21 protein-coding genes and 1 CRISPR repeat array are annotated in these 19,432 nt (G+C 49.3%); of the genes, 11 read left to right on the top strand and 10 right to left on the bottom strand.

The annotated features are described in order from the left end of the window. Positions 1-4: 4 nt before the first annotated feature. On the top strand, positions 5-772 hold the full coding sequence (locus tag VMUT_RS07590; protein WP_013604840.1) for a CRISPR-associated protein: 768 nt from the start codon (positions 5-7) through the stop codon (positions 770-772). Here VMUT_RS07590 and VMUT_RS07585 read toward each other — a convergent pair. From VMUT_RS07585 to VMUT_RS07575, 4 genes are all read right to left on the bottom strand, one after another. Further along, positions 769-2,490, bottom strand: a complete 1,722-nt coding sequence (locus tag VMUT_RS07585; RefSeq protein WP_308507370.1) for a helicase HerA domain-containing protein — start codon at positions 2,488-2,490, stop codon at positions 769-771. The two genes, VMUT_RS07590 and VMUT_RS07585, sit on opposite strands and share 4 nt — an antisense overlap. A 1-nt stretch (position 2,491) precedes the next feature. Next, positions 2,492-3,562 carry a DNA double-strand break repair nuclease NurA gene (locus tag VMUT_RS07580; RefSeq protein WP_013604838.1) on the bottom strand — a complete coding sequence of 357 codons (1,071 nt, stop codon included), beginning with the start codon at positions 3,560-3,562 and terminating at the stop codon, positions 2,492-2,494. A 228-nt stretch (positions 3,563-3,790) separates the two neighbouring features. After that, positions 3,791-4,652: direct repeats of the CRISPR family, unit length 25 nt; unit sequence GTTGATTTCAATAGAATATTGAAAG. Positions 4,653-5,094: 442 nt separating this feature from the next. Then, positions 5,095-5,217 carry a hypothetical protein gene (locus tag VMUT_RS13235; protein ID WP_258167453.1) on the bottom strand — a complete coding sequence of 41 codons (123 nt, stop codon included), beginning with the start codon at positions 5,215-5,217 and terminating at the stop codon, positions 5,095-5,097. Between the two features lie 236 nt (positions 5,218-5,453). Next, positions 5,454-6,482, bottom strand: coding sequence for an SIS domain-containing protein (locus VMUT_RS07575; protein ID WP_083805487.1), 1,029 nt, complete (start codon positions 6,480-6,482; stop codon positions 5,454-5,456). 99 nt (positions 6,483-6,581) lie between these two features. Here VMUT_RS07575 and VMUT_RS07570 point away from each other — a divergent pair, with 99 nt between their 5' ends. The 5 genes from VMUT_RS07570 (at position 6,582) to VMUT_RS07550 (ending at position 9,526) form a co-directional block, all read left to right on the top strand. Beyond that, positions 6,582-7,487, top strand: a complete 906-nt coding sequence (locus tag VMUT_RS07570; RefSeq protein ID WP_237699627.1) for an S-methyl-5'-thioadenosine phosphorylase — start codon at positions 6,582-6,584, stop codon at positions 7,485-7,487. Next, positions 7,487-8,065, top strand: coding sequence for a hypothetical protein (locus VMUT_RS07565; RefSeq protein WP_013604835.1), 579 nt, complete (start codon positions 7,487-7,489; stop codon positions 8,063-8,065). Before VMUT_RS07570 ends, VMUT_RS07565 begins: the two co-directional genes overlap by 1 nt. Positions 8,066-8,132: 67 nt before the next feature. Then, positions 8,133-8,486 carry an SUI1 family translation initiation factor gene (locus VMUT_RS07560; RefSeq protein ID WP_048057243.1) on the top strand — a complete coding sequence of 118 codons (354 nt, stop codon included), beginning with the start codon at positions 8,133-8,135 and terminating at the stop codon, positions 8,484-8,486. Positions 8,487-8,488: 2 nt separating this feature from the next. Next, entirely contained in the window at positions 8,489-8,899 is a 411-nt protein-coding gene (locus VMUT_RS07555) for a hypothetical protein (RefSeq protein ID WP_013604833.1), read from the top strand. 33 nt (positions 8,900-8,932) lie between these two features. Beyond that, on the top strand, positions 8,933-9,526 hold the full coding sequence (locus VMUT_RS07550; RefSeq protein WP_013604832.1) for a DNA-directed RNA polymerase: 594 nt from the start codon (positions 8,933-8,935) through the stop codon (positions 9,524-9,526). A gap of 41 nt (positions 9,527-9,567) precedes the next feature. Here VMUT_RS07550 and VMUT_RS07545 read toward each other — a convergent pair whose 3' ends face one another. The 4 genes from VMUT_RS07545 to VMUT_RS07535 form a co-directional block, all read right to left on the bottom strand. Continuing rightward, positions 9,568-11,112: a hypothetical protein gene (locus VMUT_RS07545; RefSeq protein ID WP_013604831.1), complete on the bottom strand. Its 1,545-nt coding sequence runs from the start codon at positions 11,110-11,112 to the stop codon at positions 9,568-9,570. A gap of 2 nt (positions 11,113-11,114) precedes the next feature. Further along, the gene (locus VMUT_RS07540; RefSeq protein ID WP_237699626.1) at positions 11,115-11,843 is read right to left on the bottom strand and encodes an ABC transporter ATP-binding protein; all 729 of its coding nucleotides are present in this window, start codon (positions 11,841-11,843) and stop codon (positions 11,115-11,117) included. A 360-nt stretch (positions 11,844-12,203) separates the two neighbouring features. Continuing rightward, a complete protein-coding gene (locus VMUT_RS12830) occupies positions 12,204-12,362 on the bottom strand; it encodes a hypothetical protein (RefSeq protein ID WP_158304800.1) in 159 nt (52 codons plus the stop codon). Further along, complete coding sequence (locus VMUT_RS07535; protein WP_083805486.1) at positions 12,337-12,663, bottom strand: Lrp/AsnC family transcriptional regulator; 327 nt, start codon at positions 12,661-12,663, stop codon at positions 12,337-12,339. Before VMUT_RS07535 ends, VMUT_RS12830 begins: the two co-directional genes overlap by 26 nt. A 347-nt stretch (positions 12,664-13,010) precedes the next feature. Between VMUT_RS07535 and VMUT_RS07530 the strand changes: the two genes are divergently transcribed. Genes VMUT_RS07530 through VMUT_RS07525 form a run of 3 tightly spaced genes read left to right on the top strand, consistent with a single transcriptional unit; the run spans position 13,011 to position 14,153 of the window. Further along, on the top strand, positions 13,011-13,469 hold the full coding sequence (locus VMUT_RS07530; protein WP_013604828.1) for a class I SAM-dependent methyltransferase: 459 nt from the start codon (positions 13,011-13,013) through the stop codon (positions 13,467-13,469). 4 nt (positions 13,470-13,473) lie between these two features. Then, complete coding sequence (locus VMUT_RS13230; RefSeq protein WP_258167452.1) at positions 13,474-13,602, top strand: hypothetical protein; 129 nt, start codon at positions 13,474-13,476, stop codon at positions 13,600-13,602. Next, entirely contained in the window at positions 13,599-14,153 is a 555-nt protein-coding gene (locus VMUT_RS07525; protein WP_013604827.1) for a PaREP1 family protein, read from the top strand. Before VMUT_RS13230 ends, VMUT_RS07525 begins: the two co-directional genes overlap by 4 nt. Positions 14,154-14,430: 277 nt before the next feature. On the opposite strand, the gene VMUT_RS07520 is transcribed toward VMUT_RS07525, so the two are convergent. Next, entirely contained in the window at positions 14,431-15,777 is a 1,347-nt protein-coding gene (locus tag VMUT_RS07520) for a chloride channel protein (protein ID WP_048056943.1), read from the bottom strand. Positions 15,778-15,847: 70 nt separating this feature from the next. Between VMUT_RS07520 and VMUT_RS07515 the strand changes: the two genes are divergently transcribed. Continuing rightward, positions 15,848-16,654, top strand: a complete 807-nt coding sequence (locus tag VMUT_RS07515) for a YhfC family intramembrane metalloprotease (RefSeq protein ID WP_148224706.1) — start codon at positions 15,848-15,850, stop codon at positions 16,652-16,654. A 190-nt stretch (positions 16,655-16,844) separates the two neighbouring features. After that, on the top strand, positions 16,845-18,044 hold the full coding sequence (locus VMUT_RS07510) for a cation:proton antiporter (RefSeq protein WP_013604824.1): 1,200 nt from the start codon (positions 16,845-16,847) through the stop codon (positions 18,042-18,044). Here the strand turns inward: VMUT_RS07510 and VMUT_RS07505 are convergent. Continuing rightward, entirely contained in the window at positions 18,027-19,421 is a 1,395-nt protein-coding gene (locus VMUT_RS07505; RefSeq protein ID WP_013604823.1) for an acetate--CoA ligase family protein, read from the bottom strand. The genes VMUT_RS07510 and VMUT_RS07505 overlap by 18 nt on opposite strands. Positions 19,422-19,432: the final 11 nt, after the last annotated feature.

Raw genomic sequence — 19,432 nt, 5'->3', positions numbered from 1 at the left:
CTCTGTGGGTGCTTACGTTGCTGTGATTGTTGGTGTTTCACTGCTTAGGAATGCCCTTGATAGGGGCGCCATTAAGTCTCACGTGGACGTAGTAAGCAAGGCCCTGCTCGGCGACTCCAGGGCTGATGTCGCGCTTGGCATGCTCGGGCTTGGCAGTGGTCTGTTCAGGGAGTTGGTGGATTACGCCTGTGGTGACTTGGCTAGTTGTTGTGCGGAGCTCGGTAGCCTGGTTCGGCTTAGGGAATTGGTTGGTGGGTTTGACGTTGAGTTCTTCTACACGGATACTAAGACCAGTTGGTTTTGTGCCATGGTGATTGCTAACTGTGTGAGCAAAGGCGTATTGAGCGGCGTTAGGGTTCTGGGCGCGACGCAGGTCTCCCTCTTTGGTGGTGATCTCGAGGGTGGTTTGTCGTCCTTCGTCGACGTAATGGGTAGGAGACTCCTGAACTACTCCTCGAGGGGTTTCGAGACCTACGTGGTTATAACCGGCGGTACTAAGCTCGAGGCTGTGCTCGCCTCCATGGTTGCGTGGTTGACGGATGCGAGGCCCGTATACCTAGTGGAGGGTGGCCCATTGATTGTCCTGCCGAGGCTCCCCATAACCCTAAGGCCTGAGGTTGCTAGGGCGTTGTGTAGTATTGACGTGGGCATCATGCCCAGTGCCGAAATGCTCAGTGAGTTGCTTAGGCTTGGGTTTGTGGTTAGGGATGGCGGTGGTTATAGGGTTCCCAGGTGGCTCAGGGAGTTACTTGGTGCTAGGGGTTTGTGCTAACCCACGTGGTACGCCCTTGGGGTTATCCTCACGTACACCGGGTACCTATAGGCGAAGGTGGTTACGTAGGCGAGCCCGGCGGTTGCGGTGGTTAGGAACCTCCTCTCACTGCTGGGTATTCCCAACCTCTCCAGGACCTTCTCGTCGCTCCTGAGCACAATCTTTGTGTTCGTGAGCTGTATCACCGCGTCGTTTAGGTCTGTGGGCATGTGGGTCGCGAAGACAACGGCTATACCCCTACCCCTACCGAGCCTTGTGAGCCTCGTGAGGTGCCTCTCGAGCATCGCCTTCTCATCCTCACTCCTGGTCTGTGGGAAGAATAGGTGTGCCTCATCGACGAGTACCGCACTCATCCTCTCCCTATCCCTCAGGTGTTCGAGCCCCATGAACCTATAGACCACGTCCAACACCCTGTAAACCATGACCCTCTGGGCCATGGGCAACACATTGGCTAAGTGAAGCACGACGTAGCCCGGCCTCAGGGCCTCCCTGTAGTCAGGCTCTGGGACGACCACGTTTCCGCGCTTAACGTCGACTACCCCCGTCTCAATAATCGCCAGTATAGTCCTAATTATGTTCTGGAGGGTGCTCTCGTGAATCCCGAGGTCTCTGGCAATGACCTCGTAATTAAGCAGCCTCCTACCGCGCTCCTGAACCTCGCTGGGGCTTATCAAGTGATTGTATATTTTCCTAAACGTTAATTCGCCAGGCACCTTATCCCTCACCGCCTTGATCACCCTCCCGTAGAACATCCTGGCCTGCTCCGTGAGCATCCCAGTCACGTCATTAACCCTATACAGTATAGCCCTGGTCCTCAGAGCCCAGGGTATGATGGTTACGCCGGCCCTCAAATTACCCGGCATTACCCTGACCTCCCTAACCACGCTTACACCGCCCTTGCGCCTCCTCGCGAACCTAGCCCTAACCCTGGCCCTACCAAGCCTTATGCCGAAGGACTTGAAGGCGCTGTTTACGTAGTCCCTAACCAGGGCGTGGGCCAGGTCCTTAACATCACCGCCACTGCCCAGGTACCTCCTGAGCATACCCCTGGTCACCGGCATTAGGACCCTAACATCGACATTGTTGAGCAGTAGGTGGTGGTAGTGCCCAACCGCGTCCAGGGACACCACGGTAACCTTACCGTAGTTACCAACCAACTCCAGCGCCAGGTTCTTGAGGAGCGTTGTTTTGCCGCTGCCCGTAGTCCCAACAACGAGGACGTGGTGCCTAAGGGCATCCAGGGGCAGCAGGACTTGGTTGTCGGGTAGGGAGGAGCCGTTGGGTAGCGCGAGGGCGCCAATGACGACCCCGGCACTGGGTAGGGAGAGCATCCTAGAGACCTCGCCTGGGCCTGGGACCCTAACCCTGGAGTGTATTTCGGGTGGCTTCGTGGGCGGTCCACAATCGCTATTCCTACACTCTGAGATTAACTCGAGCTTTATTAGCCTCGGCACGTACTTCACGTCCATGGCCAACTCCTGGTCTAGGGATAGTACCGGGGTCTTGGCTATTGAGTATATGTCCTCGACCCTGGACTCCGCAATCCTAGCCAGGTAATTGGAGCCCCTGGACTCAACAACGAGGTACTCACCGACGTGGAACTCCCTATCGCACTCAGTCACCATGTGTACCTCTGCGGACTCGAGAGAGACGGAGCTGGGCATCAACCTCGTTATCAAGCCCACATAACTAACGCAGTCAACTCCCCCAAGACCCACCTCAACCACCCAACTCCCTCAATGCCTTATTGAGTTCTTCGAGGCCCTCGTATGTAAGCCTAAGCGGCGCCAGTGATGCGAGTAGGTTCGTAATACCCGCGTTCAACCTCCTCGCCAACCTGTCGGCCAGCCTTATCGGTATTGGGACCCCATCGAGTCCCATTGTCCTCGCCACATACACGGCGCCGAGCATTGCCAAATCCCTGTCAAGGGCCTCAACCCTAACGACGCTCATCGAGTTTCCGAGCCTCGACGCAACGTACCAGCAATACTTCGTGTAGTCACCCACCCTAATCGTGATTGGCCCCACAACGGCCGTGTAGACGCCACCACCCAAAGACCTAGTGACCTGGTTCTTCACCAGTGTGTCATCATCAACGCCAAACCCAAGGCACTTGGCTAGGTACGTTGACTGGCCAAGCCTCTTAACAACACCCACAGCCCTCACCCCGCGTAGGGCCTCCACCCTACGTTGGATGAAGCTCATGTAGAGCTCCGCGTATGGGTTATCACTCATTGTTAGGACCCTCGGCGTTGGGAATATCGGGCCATCAACCATGAGGAGGGCATCACCAAGCCCCAAGCCCCTGAACTCCTCCACAAGCCTAGTCTCAACCTCAGTCCTAACCTCATCCCTAACCGCCTCCTCATTATACGCACCATCAAACACCCGACCAAGAACCCTGGACCTAACCAGGGCGAAGCCCCCAATCTCCCCCTCAAGACCCTTCAACGCCTCTTCATTAGCCCTAAATCGAAACCTAAGACCAAGCCAATGCGCATTGGGCAAGCCGGGAACCAGGGCGTTCCTGGGCCCCACCAACGCGCCGGTGACTACGTAAACATCGACACCCTCAAACCTAAGCCTTGAGGATTGGGAGTCTAGGCCGAGAACCACACCCACACTGCCAACCTGGCCCAGGGCCTCAACCCTCCCTGTCGTGAGCTCGCCCTTGCATGAAACCTCGAATTGATCGCCCTCGGACAAGTCGATGGAATCCTCAGGTATGAACTCACCAACGAAATCCCTCAATCGCTCTAAAGCCCTAACAAAGCCGAATAACTCCCTCACACAGAATTGCAATAGAAAACCAGGGAAATAAACCTAACTAAGCAAGGCTCGTTGGAACATCTACGTTCATGCAAAATTGAACGTCATCACCAGAACAAAAAATAACACCCAATAAATACCGTCAGAACAAATCCGCATCATAGATGTCCATGTGGATTTATGTTCTTATTAATGCCAAGCCGAGGGTATGGGTAATGCTTATAAATGGGCTAATAAAGTGGCGAATCAGTTGATTTCAATAGAATATTGAAAGATCTTTGTACGGTGATTCCCACGTACAACGAGGCTGAAAACATTGTTGATTTCAATAGAATATTGAAAGATATGATCCAGGATTTATGACTCCCGTGTAAGGAGATTGTTGAGGTTGATTTCAATAGAATATTGAAAGGCGTGAATTCCACCACTTCAACGCCTTATCAAACAGCTCTCCATGTTGATTTCAATAGAATATTGAAAGTATCATGAAGAGCTCGCCCCTTGGGTCGTCACCGTGCTCCTCCTTGTTGATTTCAATAGAATATTGAAAGCGTGAACCTGCTTGTGTTGTGGCTGGTGATGCTACTTACCCAGTTGATTTCAATAGAATATTGAAAGGGATTATTTTTACACAGTTCCCAAAATTCGTTGACTTCGTTTTTGTAGTTGATTTCAATAGAATATTGAAAGAACGCAATCATTATCCACGGCTACAACAACGCTGACGGTTCAATAGTTGATTTCAATAGAATATTGAAAGCTACGGAAATAAACTAGCAATCTGAAAAATAATCTCGTGGTTAGTTGATTTCAATAGAATATTGAAAGATGTCTATGTAACCGTCACTTACAGGGTCTTTATCAAAATAATGGTTGATTTCAATAGAATATTGAAAGTGAACGCTGACGGTCTTGAAAGTGGCGATGCCATTGCCACTTGTTGATTTCAATAGAATATTGAAAGGGTCTACACACTTTAGTTTCATTCACCATCACCATAATCGCATCCCAATTTGTTGATTTCAATAGAATATTGAAAGTCCTCACTACTTCCTCTACCCTCATTTGCTCCGCCTGGTAGGGCTTGTTGATTTCAATAGAATGTTGAAAGAAGTGCGATGAGTGTTTTAGGAAGTTGGTTTCACAATAGTTAGATAGCTGGTGGGCTAGTTGTGTGGTGGTTCCGTGATTTAATCCATGATCGAGTTCAATAGGGGTCATTATTGAGGTAATGCGCCAATGTGTGGATTACTAATCATGCCGCGGACATTCTCAATGATTGTCGGTTTCGGGGCTTGTTGAGACGATGACTAATAGGATCATTAAGCTTGGTTGGGTTGGGAGGGTTGGCGTTGTCTTCGCAACACATGCCAAGTGACTTGAATGGCCCTGGTTTTTGAGTTGTAAATCACTGGGTCTATTGGGCTGAGCTTGGCTATCAGCGTCATGATAAGCTCATTACCGTTCAACGCCAGTAGTGTAGCGGTGCTCTTTGCAACCTCGCACGTATATAACCAACCTACCGCTAGCCACGCCCTGAGGGTACCTGACCATTAGGTACGTCTCATCACCACCAATAGGGTTAGAATAACCATTAAATCGCCTTGACTGCCCGATTTCTCAAGCACGGTGTATAAGGCATTAATTACCCCATCATCGATGAAACGAGGCGACATCAATATTGGGATTACAGGCGCCTTGATTAAGCCCTCGAAATCGCTGATTAGCTTAACAGCTTCATTAACAAAACCCTAAAGGCATATGGAACAACCTCACTGGAGGCATCAACAAGTACAAGGATAAAAGGAAGCAGGGAGGAATAAAAACGTATCTTAATCATGATATTAAAAATGTTAATGATTCGATATGCAACGTACATTATTAATAACAGGCTTATGTCTAATAGCTTAAATTAGGTTGTTACGACCTTTGTTATGTGTGGTGGGTTGTCCACATCGATCCCCTTGGCGACGCCCAATTCATAAGCTAGCAGTTGAATTATTGGTGCGTATATTATCGGCATTATTAACTCATCGAAATCCCCATTAAGCGATATCATGAAATCCCCAATCTTATGCCTATATTTGCTCGATATGATTATTGTCGTTGCACCCCTATGCCAAGACTCAACAATGACGGGCTCCATATCATTGTTCATCTCCCCACAGGGCATTATTGCTATTACGGGGAATTTACTCGTGATTAGCGTCATTGGTCCATGCTTAAACTCCCTGAAGTTATACGCCTCGGCATGCATGTGAGCTGCCTCCTTAAGCTTTAATGCTGTCTCGAGAGCTAGTGGGTACCCTAACGGACCTCCGGAAATCACGTAGGCATTGCCAGAGTCCTTAATTTCCTCAGCGATATTCTTAACGTTATCCCTAATACTGTCGACTCTACTTGTTAGTAATTTTGAGACTTCAAGAATCTTAGCTTGAAACTCACTGAGCCTATTGGGTATTACCGCTGATAACTGTAGAAGCACTGATAGTGTCGCTGTGAAGGTTTTCGTTGCTGGTACTGCCATCTCCGGACCAGTACTGACGGGTAAGTACACATTTGACTCCCTCATCAATGTTGAACCAAGCCTATTAATTATACCAAGTATTGCGGCCCCCCTCCTCTTAGCCATCCTAACCGCCCTAATAATATCAGCGGACTCCCCGGACTGGCTAATAGCTATTATTAATGTACCTGGCTCAACCATGTCGAGCCCCTCATATAGGAATTCCCCGGCCGGTATTACATCAGCCTTAGCATCGGCAAGAGCCCTTAAGTAATGCCTACCAATTAATGCCGCGTGATACGATGTCCCAGACCCGGTGATTATAATGTTCCTCGCCTTACTAATCATCAATGCCGCATCCTTAAGGTACTCAAGCTGAAGTGCATTAACAGACCTACCTATTAACACAAAAAGGAATACGGCCATCCACGGCATTTACAAAAATACTCGCCACATTAGGCATTCACGCATTTCTAGGGGTCCATGCATGCGGTTTCGGTCAGTTCCTTAATTCCCGGGGTGCCGTGCCTCTTCATGGATTGGGTAGGTAACGCTTTTATAGTTTCTCTTCCCGGCTTTACCGTGGTTGAGGTTAGGAAGTTGACGGTTACTAGGGCGCCCGTTGACCCGCGTGAGTTGGGCCTTGACGCCCTGCCCTACGTTGGTGTTATTGGTGGTAGTGGGCTTTATGAGGCTGGTTTCTTTAGTGAGTATTTTGAGGTTCAGCTTCATACGCCGTATGGCTTGCCCAGTGATAATGTTGTGATTGGTAGGGTTGGTAATGAGTGGGTTGCGTTTTTGCCTAGGCATGGTCGTGGGCATAGGTACCCGCCGCACAGGATTCCGTATAGGGCTAATGTCTGGGCTTTGTGGGCCCTTGGTGTTAAGGTCGTGATTAGTGTTAGTGCCGTGGGTAGTCTTAGGCAGGACTTCGCGCCTGGGGATTTCGTGATTCCTGATCAGTTTTTCGATGCGACGAAGGGTAGGGAGTACACGTTCTTTGATGGGCCGAGGACCTGCCATATACAGATTGGTCTTGAGCCGTTTAACCCGGTCATTAATCAACTGCTCTTTGAGGAGGCTAGCAGGGTGAATAGGACGCACCTCGGTGGTTGTTATGTGTGTATTGAGGGCCCGAGGTTTAGTACCAAGGCTGAGTCTAGGGTTTGGAGGGATGTATATGGCTGTGACATAATTGGTATGACATTGGTCCCGGAGATAAACCTTGTGCGTGAGTTGGGTATGTGTTACTCACTGCTTGCCCTGGTTACTGACTACGACGTATGGGTTCCGCATCAGCCGGTGACTGCGGAGCTCGTGGAGAGGGTGATGAATGAGAAGCTTGAGCTTGCTCGTAGGGTCCTTCTTAATGTGGTGCCCAGGATGCCCAGGGACGTGCATGTTAAGTGTGAGGAGGTTTTGAAGAATGCCTGTGTTTGATGGCCATGGTTGTTAGGCAGTTTGGTGGTAGGTTTCCCGTTATTTCCCTGGATGAGTTGGAGGCCTTGTTTAGGGCTTCGAGTGTTGAGTTGGGTAGGAGGTTTGGGGCTAGGAGGGTTGGTGATAAGTACCTACTGCCCATTCAGGCTGTTCCGTGGTTCACCCTGGTTGACCTAGGCCATGAGTACCCAGTAAACGGACTGGTTGTTAGGGGTGTGATGATCGAGGGGCCTGTTGATAAGCCCTGGTTTGACCTGGTCCTCGGTTTTCTCGTTGGTGATTACGTGGTTGGGGTCTCGGTGGTCGGCCGTAGAGCCGTGGGTTGTAGGTCACGCCCGCTTAATCCGCCGCTTGATCTTTGGGACTTGCCCAGGGGTCTTGAGTTTCCGAGGCTTGTTGCAGTCACGAGGGAGGTCACCGGCGGTGTTGTTGATGTTTCGGTTCCGATGGATTGCCTGGTGAGGCTTGGGCTTAGTCCTGGTCAGTCGACTCGTTTCCTCCTTGTTTATACGGGGCTTGTTAGTGTTGGTGGTAGGTTGTTTATTGACCTCAGTGGTTCCTCCTTGCTTGTTTCGTGATGTCCTTATTCGCGTCTTTCCTGGACGCAAAAGATATAAATACATGCCTGGGTTAGTTCTTTGGTCCATGAGTGGGGAGGATCAGGGAGATATAGTTGATGAGTTGCTTTCGTCGGTGCTTGGTGGTGAGAGTGGTAATGAGGCGGAGATTGCGAAGGAGCAGGCGTTGGTTAGGGTTAGGGTTGAGAGGAGGAAGAGGCATTTGGTTACTGTTATTGAGTTTGATAGCTCTGACGTTAAGAGCCTGGATATAAATGGTATTGCCAAGGAGCTTAAGCGTAGGCTTGCGGCTGGCGGTACTGTTAGGGAGAACTCGATTGAGGTTCAGGGTGACCAGAGGCAGAGGGTTAAGAAGTTGCTTGTGGAGATGGGGTTTAGGGAGGAGAATATACTAATTGATGAGACTATTGTGGAGACCTAGGGATGATTAGGAGGGATGAGGCGTTAATTAAGTACCTAAGGGATGAGTTGCCCAGTAGGGTTAGTGATGTGCTTAGTGGTGATTGTTCATCAGTAATTAACGGACTGGCCAAACTATGCATTGAGACCCTTAATAAGTCCTGTAATGCCCTTGGGATTGAGTGCGTTGGTGATGAGGTTAGTAATGCCTGGAGGGTTCTTGAGGGGATTATTGGTTTGAGTAATGAGTTTGTCCTGGCGAGGTACATGGCCATTGTCGTTAGTTCCGAGTTCATAGCATCCAGGGCAAGCCCAGTAATTATTGACATGCTCAGTAGGGACTTGCTTACGTGTATTGAGAAGATCAGGGTCTTGGTCCTTAAAATGGTTGAGGTTGGTAAGCCGTGGAGGGAGACCTATGGATTAAGTGATTAGTTTTTTAAAGGTCTTCTTAAAACCGAACCCTGCATGTTCAGGGTTTTAACCCTTGAGGACCACATTAGGATTCCACCTAGTAGGTTTGGGGAGCCTCTGGAGAGGGTTGCCTTCGAGGTCCTGTGGGGTGAGTACGTGGGTAGGGTTGAGAGGGATGTGGGTGTTTACGTGGCCATATTCGACGTTGAGGTCAGTAGGAGGGGTGTGGTTATCTTTGGTGATGGTGCCACGTATAACAGGGTTCGTTTTAAGGCCTTGGTCTATACACCGCTTGTTAATGAGGTTGTTGAGGGTGAGGTGGTTAGGACTGAGGACTTCGGGGCCTTCGTGAGGGTTGGGCCTATTGATGCTCTCATACATAGGACTCAGATGATGGAGGATAACGTGGTTCTTTATGACAAGCAGAGTGGTGCCTTCGTTGGTGAGCGTAGTAGGCGTAGGCTTGGTAGGGGTGATGTGGTTAGGGCTAGGGTGGTGGGGGTGAGCTACGTGACGGCGGGTAACAGGGACGTGGTTAGGGTTAGCCTAACCCTTAGGCAGCCAATGCTTGGTAAGCTTGAGTGGATTGAGGAGGAGCTCAGTGGTGGTAAGAAGACTGCGCAGGCTAAGGCTCAGCAGAAGCAGTAGGTTTGTCTCTAAATATTACTGGCACTATACCTTGAGTATTATTACCGTTTTACCAGACCAATTAGTAGCAGGGTTAGTGCTGCTGTTTCTGCCGTGCCTGTTATTACTAGGGTTGTTGTTGAGTAGGTTATGTTCATTGTAATTACCTGGACCACTATGAAGGTCATCATCGGTACCGCCGTTGTTATTACTATCAGTATTGTATTAACTAGGTTTAGTATTGCCAGGGCTTGGGAGCCGTTTAGGTAGTCCCTGACCTCCAGTTGGAATATTACGGCGGACATCACGGTGGAGGCGAGGGGGGATACGGCTAGGGCCAGGACTGGTGGTATGGTCATTACGTGGCCTAGGGCTGTGAGTATTACGATTATTGGTGCAGTAAGTATGTAGTAGGTCATTAGTGCCATGGGTATTTTAGCCAGCATCCTCCTGATCGGTGTTATGGGTATTGTGAGTATTATGGGTAGTGCTGAGTATTCTGCGTTGTACATCATGACTGGTAGGAAGGACGTTATGAAGGCGAGTGGTGCGGCGTAAGCCATGATCCCAATCATGAGCTCAAACTGCGTTAGTTCATTCATTGAGGTGGCTAGGGATGTGTATAGGAACACGGCCATTAGTAACCCGCCAATGAACATGCCCAGGGAGCCCCTGGCACTGAGTACCTGCCTCATGTAGTACCTGACCAAGCCCGTGAATACACCCCTAAACCTGAACCCCCTGAATGGCTTGTTAATGGTGATTAGGGACTCGGGGCCGCCTGGTATCCTTGGTCTTAATAGCCTGGGCCCAGCGTTAATCAGTAGGTATGTGTCTATTGCGAGGAGCATTATTGTGGTTATTACAGAATTCATTAATGCTGTTTGGTGGTTAGTGATAAATGGATCGCTGATCAACGGTACGTACTGAGCAATACCTGGGCTAATTATTGCAGAGTCCTCACTGAGCATTAGGAGCGTCAGTGCTATTACCCAGGGTATTGAGTTTGTGGTGACGATCAAGGACCTGGTCAGGAACGCGCTCGCTGAACCCCTTCTCCTAACCACGGTGTCCAGGGCCACTATACCCATTAATGGACCCACCAGGCCCAGGAGTAATGCCTGTGCTGTGATTAATACCGGCGATGGCGTGTGTATTATTACCGATACAATGATGGCTGTGATTATTGAGGATGCTAATGGCGCATCCACGGCCCTTACAATGGCTATTATTGAGATAAGCCTTATGAAGTCCTCATTAAGGCTCAGGGTCCTGAGCAGGTCGCCTATTGTTGGGTAGCCCATTACTGAGGTTACTATTGGTGATAGTAACATGTAGATTAGTAGTATCATGAAGTACATGGTTAAGTACTCATAGGGTGGGGATTGGTACATATTCACCAGTGTTCTCCAGTGCGTGATTAGGCCAATAATAAGTGGTGCGGCTAGGTAGGAGATAATCATCAACGAGGCCACTGCCTTAATAATCCCATACCCACTAATAATCCTCTCAATCCTGACGGGCCTAGCCCCGGTCCTCCTGACCTGGGTTATTGCCTGAACAATCAACTCCCTATAAACCAAGCCACTAAGTTCCCAAGCACTCATGGTCACAAACCCTCGAGCAAGCCCCTAATCTCATCCTCAGCCCTAATGGCCCTCAGGAAGGCATCCTCAAGACTACCCGCATTAACCGCGCTCATTATTTCCATGGGCGTCCCCTCCATCACCAATCGGCCTGTATTAATTATGCCAATCCTCGAACAAACCCTCTCCGCAACCTCCATTATGTGTGTCGTGAAGAGTATTGAGCCTCCAGACTCAAGGTGCCTCTGCATCAACTCCTTAACAACCCTAACCGACTTAGCATCCAAGTAGTTGAAGGGCTCATCCATGAGCAGAAGCCTCGGCCTATGCATTAGCGCCGCGATAATAGCCACCTTCTGCCTATTGCCGGCGGACAGGGACATTATCGGCCTATCAATAAACTCCTCAAGACCCAGGGCCCTTACCAAGGCCTCCACATACCTCGAGTCCCTAACGCCCCTCACAGAACCCACGAACTCAAGGAAGTCCCTCGGGCTTAGGGTCTCAAGAACTAGTGGTGTCTCTAGGACTGCGCCGACCTTGTTCATGACCTCGGGTCTAGGAGGCCCCATGCCCAGTATGTCTATGTGTCCCTCATACCTCACGAGGCCGAGCACCGCCTTAATCGTCGATGTCTTACCCGCCCCATTGGGCCCGAGGAGGCAGTAGGTCTCTCCAGGTCTTACGCAGGTGCTTAGGCCGTCAACAGCGACCTTGCTTCCGTACTTGATTGTTAGTTTTTCAATTCTCAATGCACACCCCATTCAATCAAACACTAACACACCCACTTTTATTACTTTACTTGGGCTATTACCTTTACTTACTTCAAGTGTGTTTGACGTCACGAAGCACGACAAAACACATCGAGCTAATAAGTCTCTCTGACAAAACTTTGGATAGTAATGAAATATAGTTGTAATAATTAGATTATCAAAGTAGGGATGGCGGCAAAAATTGCCACTAAATAATTTGGCTATGCATATGCAATCCTTAATACTTTCTTAAAATGAATTCCATGGATAATCATTGACCATATTGTGAGACATGCGTAAAAACTCATTATGCAGAGACCTTCGAATAAGCAATGATTTTTCGATGTTCGCCGTAACCGTTTACTTCACCTTATCAATCACAACATCAAGCTCCGTGTTATATATCTTAAACTTAGTGAGATTATTCAATATGAGCCTCCTAATATTATCCAAATCCCTACCCACTATAACAGCTGCAATACACTTATCACCATTAATTATGAATAATTCCTTGACCATTTCCTGAGACCTCATGAAGTCCAAGCCTCCTCCACGTTCTCGGAGGTACATTAAAGAACAGGATAACCTCACTGTAACTCAGCGCCTTATAATCAACCACAGCCCTGCACCCCTTAATAATACCCATACGCCTGAGTCTCTCAATTCTATGCCTAACGGTCCACGGGCTCCTACCAACCCTCTTCGCAATCTCATGATAAGTAAGTGTACAATCCTCCTCAAGGATCCTCAGTATTTCGTGATCTAAATCATCAAGCAGTAGGGAGTCATTCCCATGCCCACGTCTCATAAATTCGACCATAAAAATCAACAGGAAATATAAGTCTTTTTATGCGGGTCTATGACTTCATACTTAAACTGTTGTATTAATACCCTTGATACTAAGGCATTTCTAAGCTGAGGATACGCATAACCCAGCATTACATCGAAATAATGACGAGAAGGTCAGGCGCACATCGAGATGACTAAGCCTAGTCGTTGTATCCTAATCCATCGGCTCAAGAACCAATGGTTTTACTTAAAATACTTGCTCCACGCGCATCGGAAAAGCAGGCAAATGCCTTGGTTCAGTACGGCATCATTAAACGCGATAGTGACGATGCCTTGCATTAAAGAATTAAAGGAAGTTCTGCATCAATTATATTTATCATGCTAAGTTACAAGCTTTATGTACGTGATTACTACGAGGCCTTGGGCATTAGGTACCTGGAGCTTTACCTTAGGGATAGCGTGCTTGGCTACCTAGGCGCCGCGGAGGCGCTGGGGGTTAGGGGTGCGAGGGTGTTGGATGTTGGTTGTGGGGTTGGCATTGGGGCCGGCCTTCTGTCTGGCTCGGCTGGGCAGTACGTGTGCCTGGACATTGCCTGCGGTGTGCTTAGGTACGCTAATCACCTGCCAAACGTTGACGTGGTATGCGCAGACGCGGCCTTACTACCCATTAGGCCTGGTTCCATAGACTACGCTCTGCTGATTAACGTCGTTAATGTGGAGGCCGATGGTGAGCAGGTGCTTAGAGAGACCCTGAGCCTCGGTGCCCACGTCTATGCGGTGTCGCCTAGGGCTGTGGATAATGAGTTGATTAGGCGCTTGATTTTTCATAGTTTTTAATGCAGTGCCAGTTGGTGGTTTAGTAATAGGTTCTGAGGAGGTGATTAGGGTGTTGAGGGATGGAGGGGCCAGGGGATTGGGAGGGCTTAGGCTGAAAGTATTTAAGCAAGTCAAACAAAACAACATTGAATGAGCGCAGAAACCCTAGAGAAGCCACTGCCTAAACCAACCATCGAGGACTACGTAAGTGCGAGGCTACTTGAGGCGTTAATAGAGGCTAGGCTAGCCCTTGACTTCCTAAGTAGAGGCTTGGTCAGAAACGCGGCCGGCAAGGCCTTTCAAGCATGGAGGGCCTTTCTAGCGGCATTACTTAGGCTTGAACTTGATAAGCTAATGCAGGTGGTAAAAACCGACGAGGAACGCAGGTGGCTCATGGAGAGGGCGGTGCCTCGGGTTCCAACAAGTAGGATGATGGGTTTGTCCAAGATGCTCAGTGACGTTGGGTACGCCGGCTTATTACCCGACACGGCACTGGCCCTGAGCCTGCATGACTACCAGTACAATGGTCCAGACCCAGACATGGCATTGAGTAAGTTTAGAGATAGGGAGGAGGCGTCTATTGCCGTGATTGAATTGGTTAATGAGTTGGTGAGGAGGGTGGAGGAGCTAAAGCCAAGGGTAAAGTGGAGCGATGAGCTGGAGAAGGCGCTTAGGGAGCTCAAGGATAGGCTTAGTGCGGGTTAAGGTGGCTATGTCCATGGTTAGTTAAGCGCCTAGGTTTAATTCCCTTGCCCCGTGTACGCCTTATTCATGGCCTCCATTGTTGATAGGCCTAAGAACCTGTCAACCTACCACAACCGGCCCACCATGTAATTCCCGGTTGAGCGCCAGCTCCTTAGATTTCCTCAATCTTTCTGAATAAGTCTTAAATGCATTCTATAAAAGGACCCCGGCGGTTATCATTACCAAAGGGTTACTCGCTCACCTGCCGTAATTATTATGTAATAGTTATGTCCAGTGCTCACTCGTGCCTAGCATGTCTTTTATTGATTCTCTGGGCCTTAAATACCGTGAACCTCCAGGTCGTCATTAGGTAGGCTATTGCTGATGCAATGACTGCCTCGGGAAGTATTTGGTAGTTGCTGGTCATTTCGAGGAGCATCACCATGACAGCTAATGGCGCATTTGAGGCTGCGCCGAACATCGCCAGGGAGCTCACTACGACGAATGGGGCAACGCTAGGCGTGAGCGCGGGGTATAGGCTGTGGAAGAGTAGGCCCATGTCCAGCCCCGTGAAGGTCCCGATTACGAGGCCTGGCGCGAAGACGCCGCCAACCTCCCCCGAGCCCAGGGTTATTGATGTGGAGATTATTTTAATGAGTGGGAGCAGGGCTAGGAGTATTATAAGCGGTATTACCTGTGAGGAGAAGGCGCTTAGTCTTGCGTAAATCGCCAAGTCCATCCAACCCTCACTGGCACCAAGTACCTGGGGTGTTGCGAGGCCGATCAAGCCAATTATTAAGCCGCCAATGGCGGTCCTGACCACGTCATTAACCCCCAACCCACTGAATAGCCTGCGGACGCCATCTAACGACTCAATGTATATTATGGCTACGGCGCCATCAACAAACCCCAAAACAACGTAAAGTGGAATTGATGCTGTGGGTGTGCTCATCATTACCCGGCCCAGGTAAGGCTTGAAACCAGTTACTAGGCAGAAGATTGCGTAGGCCACCAGCGAGGCCACGAGGGCTGGGTATAGGGCCCTAACCTCCAGGTCCCTCCTATAGGGTAGTTCAGCCGCGAGTAATGCACCGCCTATTGGCGCCTTGAATATTGCGCCTAGGGCCGCGCCCATACCAACAATCATCGCCAGGGCCTTATCCTCCTCATCGAGCCCAAGCCTCTTGGCAATGAAGTGCGATAAGCTACCTCCGAAGTTCCCGGTGGGTGCCTCGGGCCCCGCGGAGCCTCCTGAGCCTATTGTTATTGTCGAGAGCACCACATTAATAAAGCCGTGAAGAACAGGGTTACTGAAGGGCCTCCTTCTACCGTGGTACGCCTCAATGATTGCGTCGAGGCCGGCCCTGGACTCGCGGAATTCCCTGGCGAGGTAGGCAACGATCACTGCGCCAATCACCGTGGACACGGGTATTAACCAAGGTCTCTCAATGCGTGGTGCGTACATTAGTGAGCCGCCAAGCCCAATGGGCTCAGGCTGCTCATAACCAACCAGTAGGTTTAGGAATATGTATGTGGTTAACCTAAGCATTAGGTAGAACGTTAGTGCTGAGGCGCCTGCGGCCGACCCAATCAGTATGCCGAGTATGAGCCACTTAACGGTGTAGGGTTGCCTGGCTACGTCCATAACGCTCATGAAGATTACGAAAACCTTAAAAGCATTACTCACGTAGGATGAACTGCATCAAGTGAACCTAATGGCGCAGTTAATGACTGCGTTGTTGACGATCGCCTACCTAATCGCATCCTCTGTTATCGCTTACGTAATGCTTAACCGATTTACATGGTGTGGTAGGGCTTCATGGGTCTTAATGGGTATTGGTTTCATGGTCCTCGCCCTAACACTGCAGGTGATTGCTCAGGAGGTACCAATACTCATTGTTGTCTTAATCCACATTAAGGAGGTTCTGATTGGAAGTGCATCATCAATCATAGACTTAGTCCTGGACTTTGTTAAATCGAATATTTACCTAGTGGCCATTTACATGGGGTTAATGGCTGGGGTCTTTCAAGAGGTTTTCAAGTACCTGGCTGTTAGGGATCGTGAACTCAAGCCAGCCCTGTACATTGGTTACGGCTTCGCCCTTGTGGATATTGCATTTGCTATTGCGAGTGTGGTTATGTCATTGCTGATACCTGTGTCGGTAAATCTCGATATTCAATACCAGTACATTGCCGTGGCGCCCATCATAAGCCTAGTCGGCCTTGCCATTCAGCCCGTTGTCTCCTTCCTATTCCATCCAGGTTCATCAATGCTGCTCAGGGCTTATCAATTCATGAATAAGGGCCTTAGGGGTTTAATTCTCATGATTCTTGCTCACGCCTACATGGACTCATTCGTTGAATACCTAGACAGTGCTATTGTCCTTGGCCTAATTAACTCCTCACTGGTTATATTCATATCTACTATTTACTTCATTACCGTAATTATAATAGCCATCCTAATCTTCATTGGTGGGTTTAGGGCGCTATCTATACTTATGGGACCTAAACCTCATAATTAATCTAATTTGCTTGGTTGTAATGTCATCACCATCAGGATAAATTATGACTGTATATACGGGTGAAGTAATACTTGGTAGTGTCATGCAGCACTGCATGTCTAAATCCCCAATATAGGTATTGCTAAAGATTAACTCATGTTAAGGTTTGCCTCGAGTTATTCTTTTAAGGAGGTTGCCTACGCAAAGCTCTATGCCTGCCGAGGAGGTTATTTTCCTCACGCTTCTTGAGGTTAGTATACTGGTATTACTGGCTGACTTAGCAGGTAGTGTTCTCGCTAGGTATGGCTTTCCAAGGGTCGTGGCTGAGCTCCTTATAGGGCTTACCCTAAGCCCATACGCTCTGGGCTCCTTATTGAACGCGATACTCCACATGGAGTTATTCACTATTAATGACTACCTATTATTCCTGACGAACCTCTCGGTGATACTACTATTATTTGCCTCGGGCCTTGAGCATGGCCTATCCACGCTTAGGGAGGGTGGTATCTATGGCATATTAGCCGCAGTATTCGGCGCCATAGTCCCTTATACCCTGGTATACTGGGCCTTAGTGAGTATGGGTTTGCCGTTTGCGGAATCAACAATCATTGCCCTATCAACGGCGCCCACAAGCCTGGCGGTCGTTGCTGGGATCATAGAGCGCGAGGGCTTGACTGGGCTACCCAGCACTAAGGTTTTGATTACGGCTGCCTCCATTGATGATGTCGTTGCCCTAATACTCCTGTCCATGGCTACTGCGGTGATAGTCGCCGGTGTTTTTACATACGGCACCCTAATCACGGCAGTAAAGATCGTCATTCTCTGGGTACTGATATTCCTTCTTTCCGTTTTATTCATACCAAGGATCCTAAACAGGGTTGGTGAGGAGACCATTGTGTATGCATCCCTGGTTGTCCTCTTCGGCGTCGTCCTCATAATGACAACGCTGGGCTTCTCTGATGTCATTGCTGCGTTCATAGCCGGCGTTGCTGTTGCCGAGAGCAGGTTCTCGCAGAGGGTTAGGGAGACCGTGAACGTGCTACTCGCCATATTCGGCTCCATCTTCTTCATAGTCATGGGCCTCCAACTAAACTTCAAGTATATACTTAACATTGAGGTCTTGGTAATGGCTATCGTGGTCTCCCTCGCGGCAATCATTGGTAAGGTTATTGGTATATACCCATTCGCCTACCTAAGGCTTCGTGATAGCCGTGACTCAATAATCGTTAGTTACGGCATGATACCCAGGGGTGAGATGGGGCTTGTGGTGGCATCCATTGGCCTGAGTAGTGGGTTGATTACCATGGGTGATTTCGGAGTTATAATACTCATGGTGTTGATAACCACGATAATAGGCGCCGTAGTCTATAGGCGGGAGGCCTGTAGATTCAGGTCAGTGAGGACGCGCTAAACCCCTAATCACCGCATATTCATATAAAGCCCTCAATGCATTAGCCGCGGTCTCCAACCTATCATAAGTGGGCACGCCACCCTCCTCAAGCCTAGCCTTGAAGGTCCTAGCTTCCTCATTGGCGCTAATGCCATAAACAACTATTGGCTTGCCAAACCTCCTGACCTCAATTATGTAATCCGCGAGTTTAGGTGTCATGCCAGGCAACTGCATTTGGGCTAGGATGAGCACCATGTCTATGTGATCCGTTGGTAGTACTGTATCTAGCACGAACTTATACATGGCGTCAGTGGCGCTACCCGTCAGATCAATAGGGTTTGCAGTGCTTGCGAATGGCGGTAATGACTTAGCCAGCGTGTTCCGTAGGTCTTGTGGTAGTTCAGGGACTACCAAGCCGACTGTCTCTACATTATCAACAGCCTGAACACCGGCCCCGCCACTATCTGTGATTACCAACACCCTGTTGCCCCTGGGCAGCGGCTGTGTTGCCAGGGCCTTGGCCACCTCGAGGGCATCCATTAGATTATTAACCTCTATTGCACCGGCTTGCCTAAGCATTGCCCTATAAATCTCGTAATTACCCGCAAGGGCGGCGGTGTGGGACTTAACGGCTCTACTCGAGGATTTCGACCTACCTGCCTTATAAACGACTATTGGCTTAATTCTGGTAACCTGCCTCATTACTTCGAGTAATTTCCTGCCTTCATCTGCATATTTCAAACCCTCAATATATATCACGATGACTCTCACATTCTCATTACTTGCCAACGCCCCGAGCAACTCAACCTCACTAATGTCCAGTTTGTTTCCATAGTTCACGGCTAATCCAACGCCGATGCTCCTCCTTGCAGCCCAATCAAGGATCGCAGCCGCAACAGCACCACTCTGACTTATGAGGGCTATTGGTCCCGGCCTAGGTCTCTCCATCCTGACCTGTGGTATAAAGAATGTATCCAAGCCATTAAACGCATTATAGATACCAATGCAGTTAGGGCCTAATATCCTAACCCTTCCCTGCGCCACCTCCTTAACCTCCCTCTCAAGCCTCGTGCCGTCCTCACCAACCTCACTAAAACCACCACTAATTATTACAGCAACCCTAACACCCTTAGCAACGCACTCACTCATTACCTTCGGTACTGTGGGTGCTGGCGTAACTATCACGGCCAAATCAACCTCATCAGGAATCTCAAGCACTGACCTGTAAACCCTATGGCCAAGCAACTCATTATAACTTGGGTTGACCAGGTAGATCCTACCCCTGAACTTCGTAAGTAGGTTCCTGGTTATTACACCGCCTACACTTCCCTCCCTGGCCGTGGCGCCTATTATGGCTACTGACCTGGGATTAAGTAAGTAGTCGAGGCCTACACTCACGGATTGGTAAT

It is taken from the genome of Vulcanisaeta moutnovskia 768-28 (genome assembly GCF_000190315.1).
Taxonomy (GTDB): Archaea; Thermoproteota; Thermoprotei; order Thermoproteales; family Thermocladiaceae; genus Vulcanisaeta; species Vulcanisaeta moutnovskia.
The sequence above is the reverse complement of the archived record's forward strand: the minus strand, read 5'-3'. Positions and strand labels throughout refer to the sequence as shown.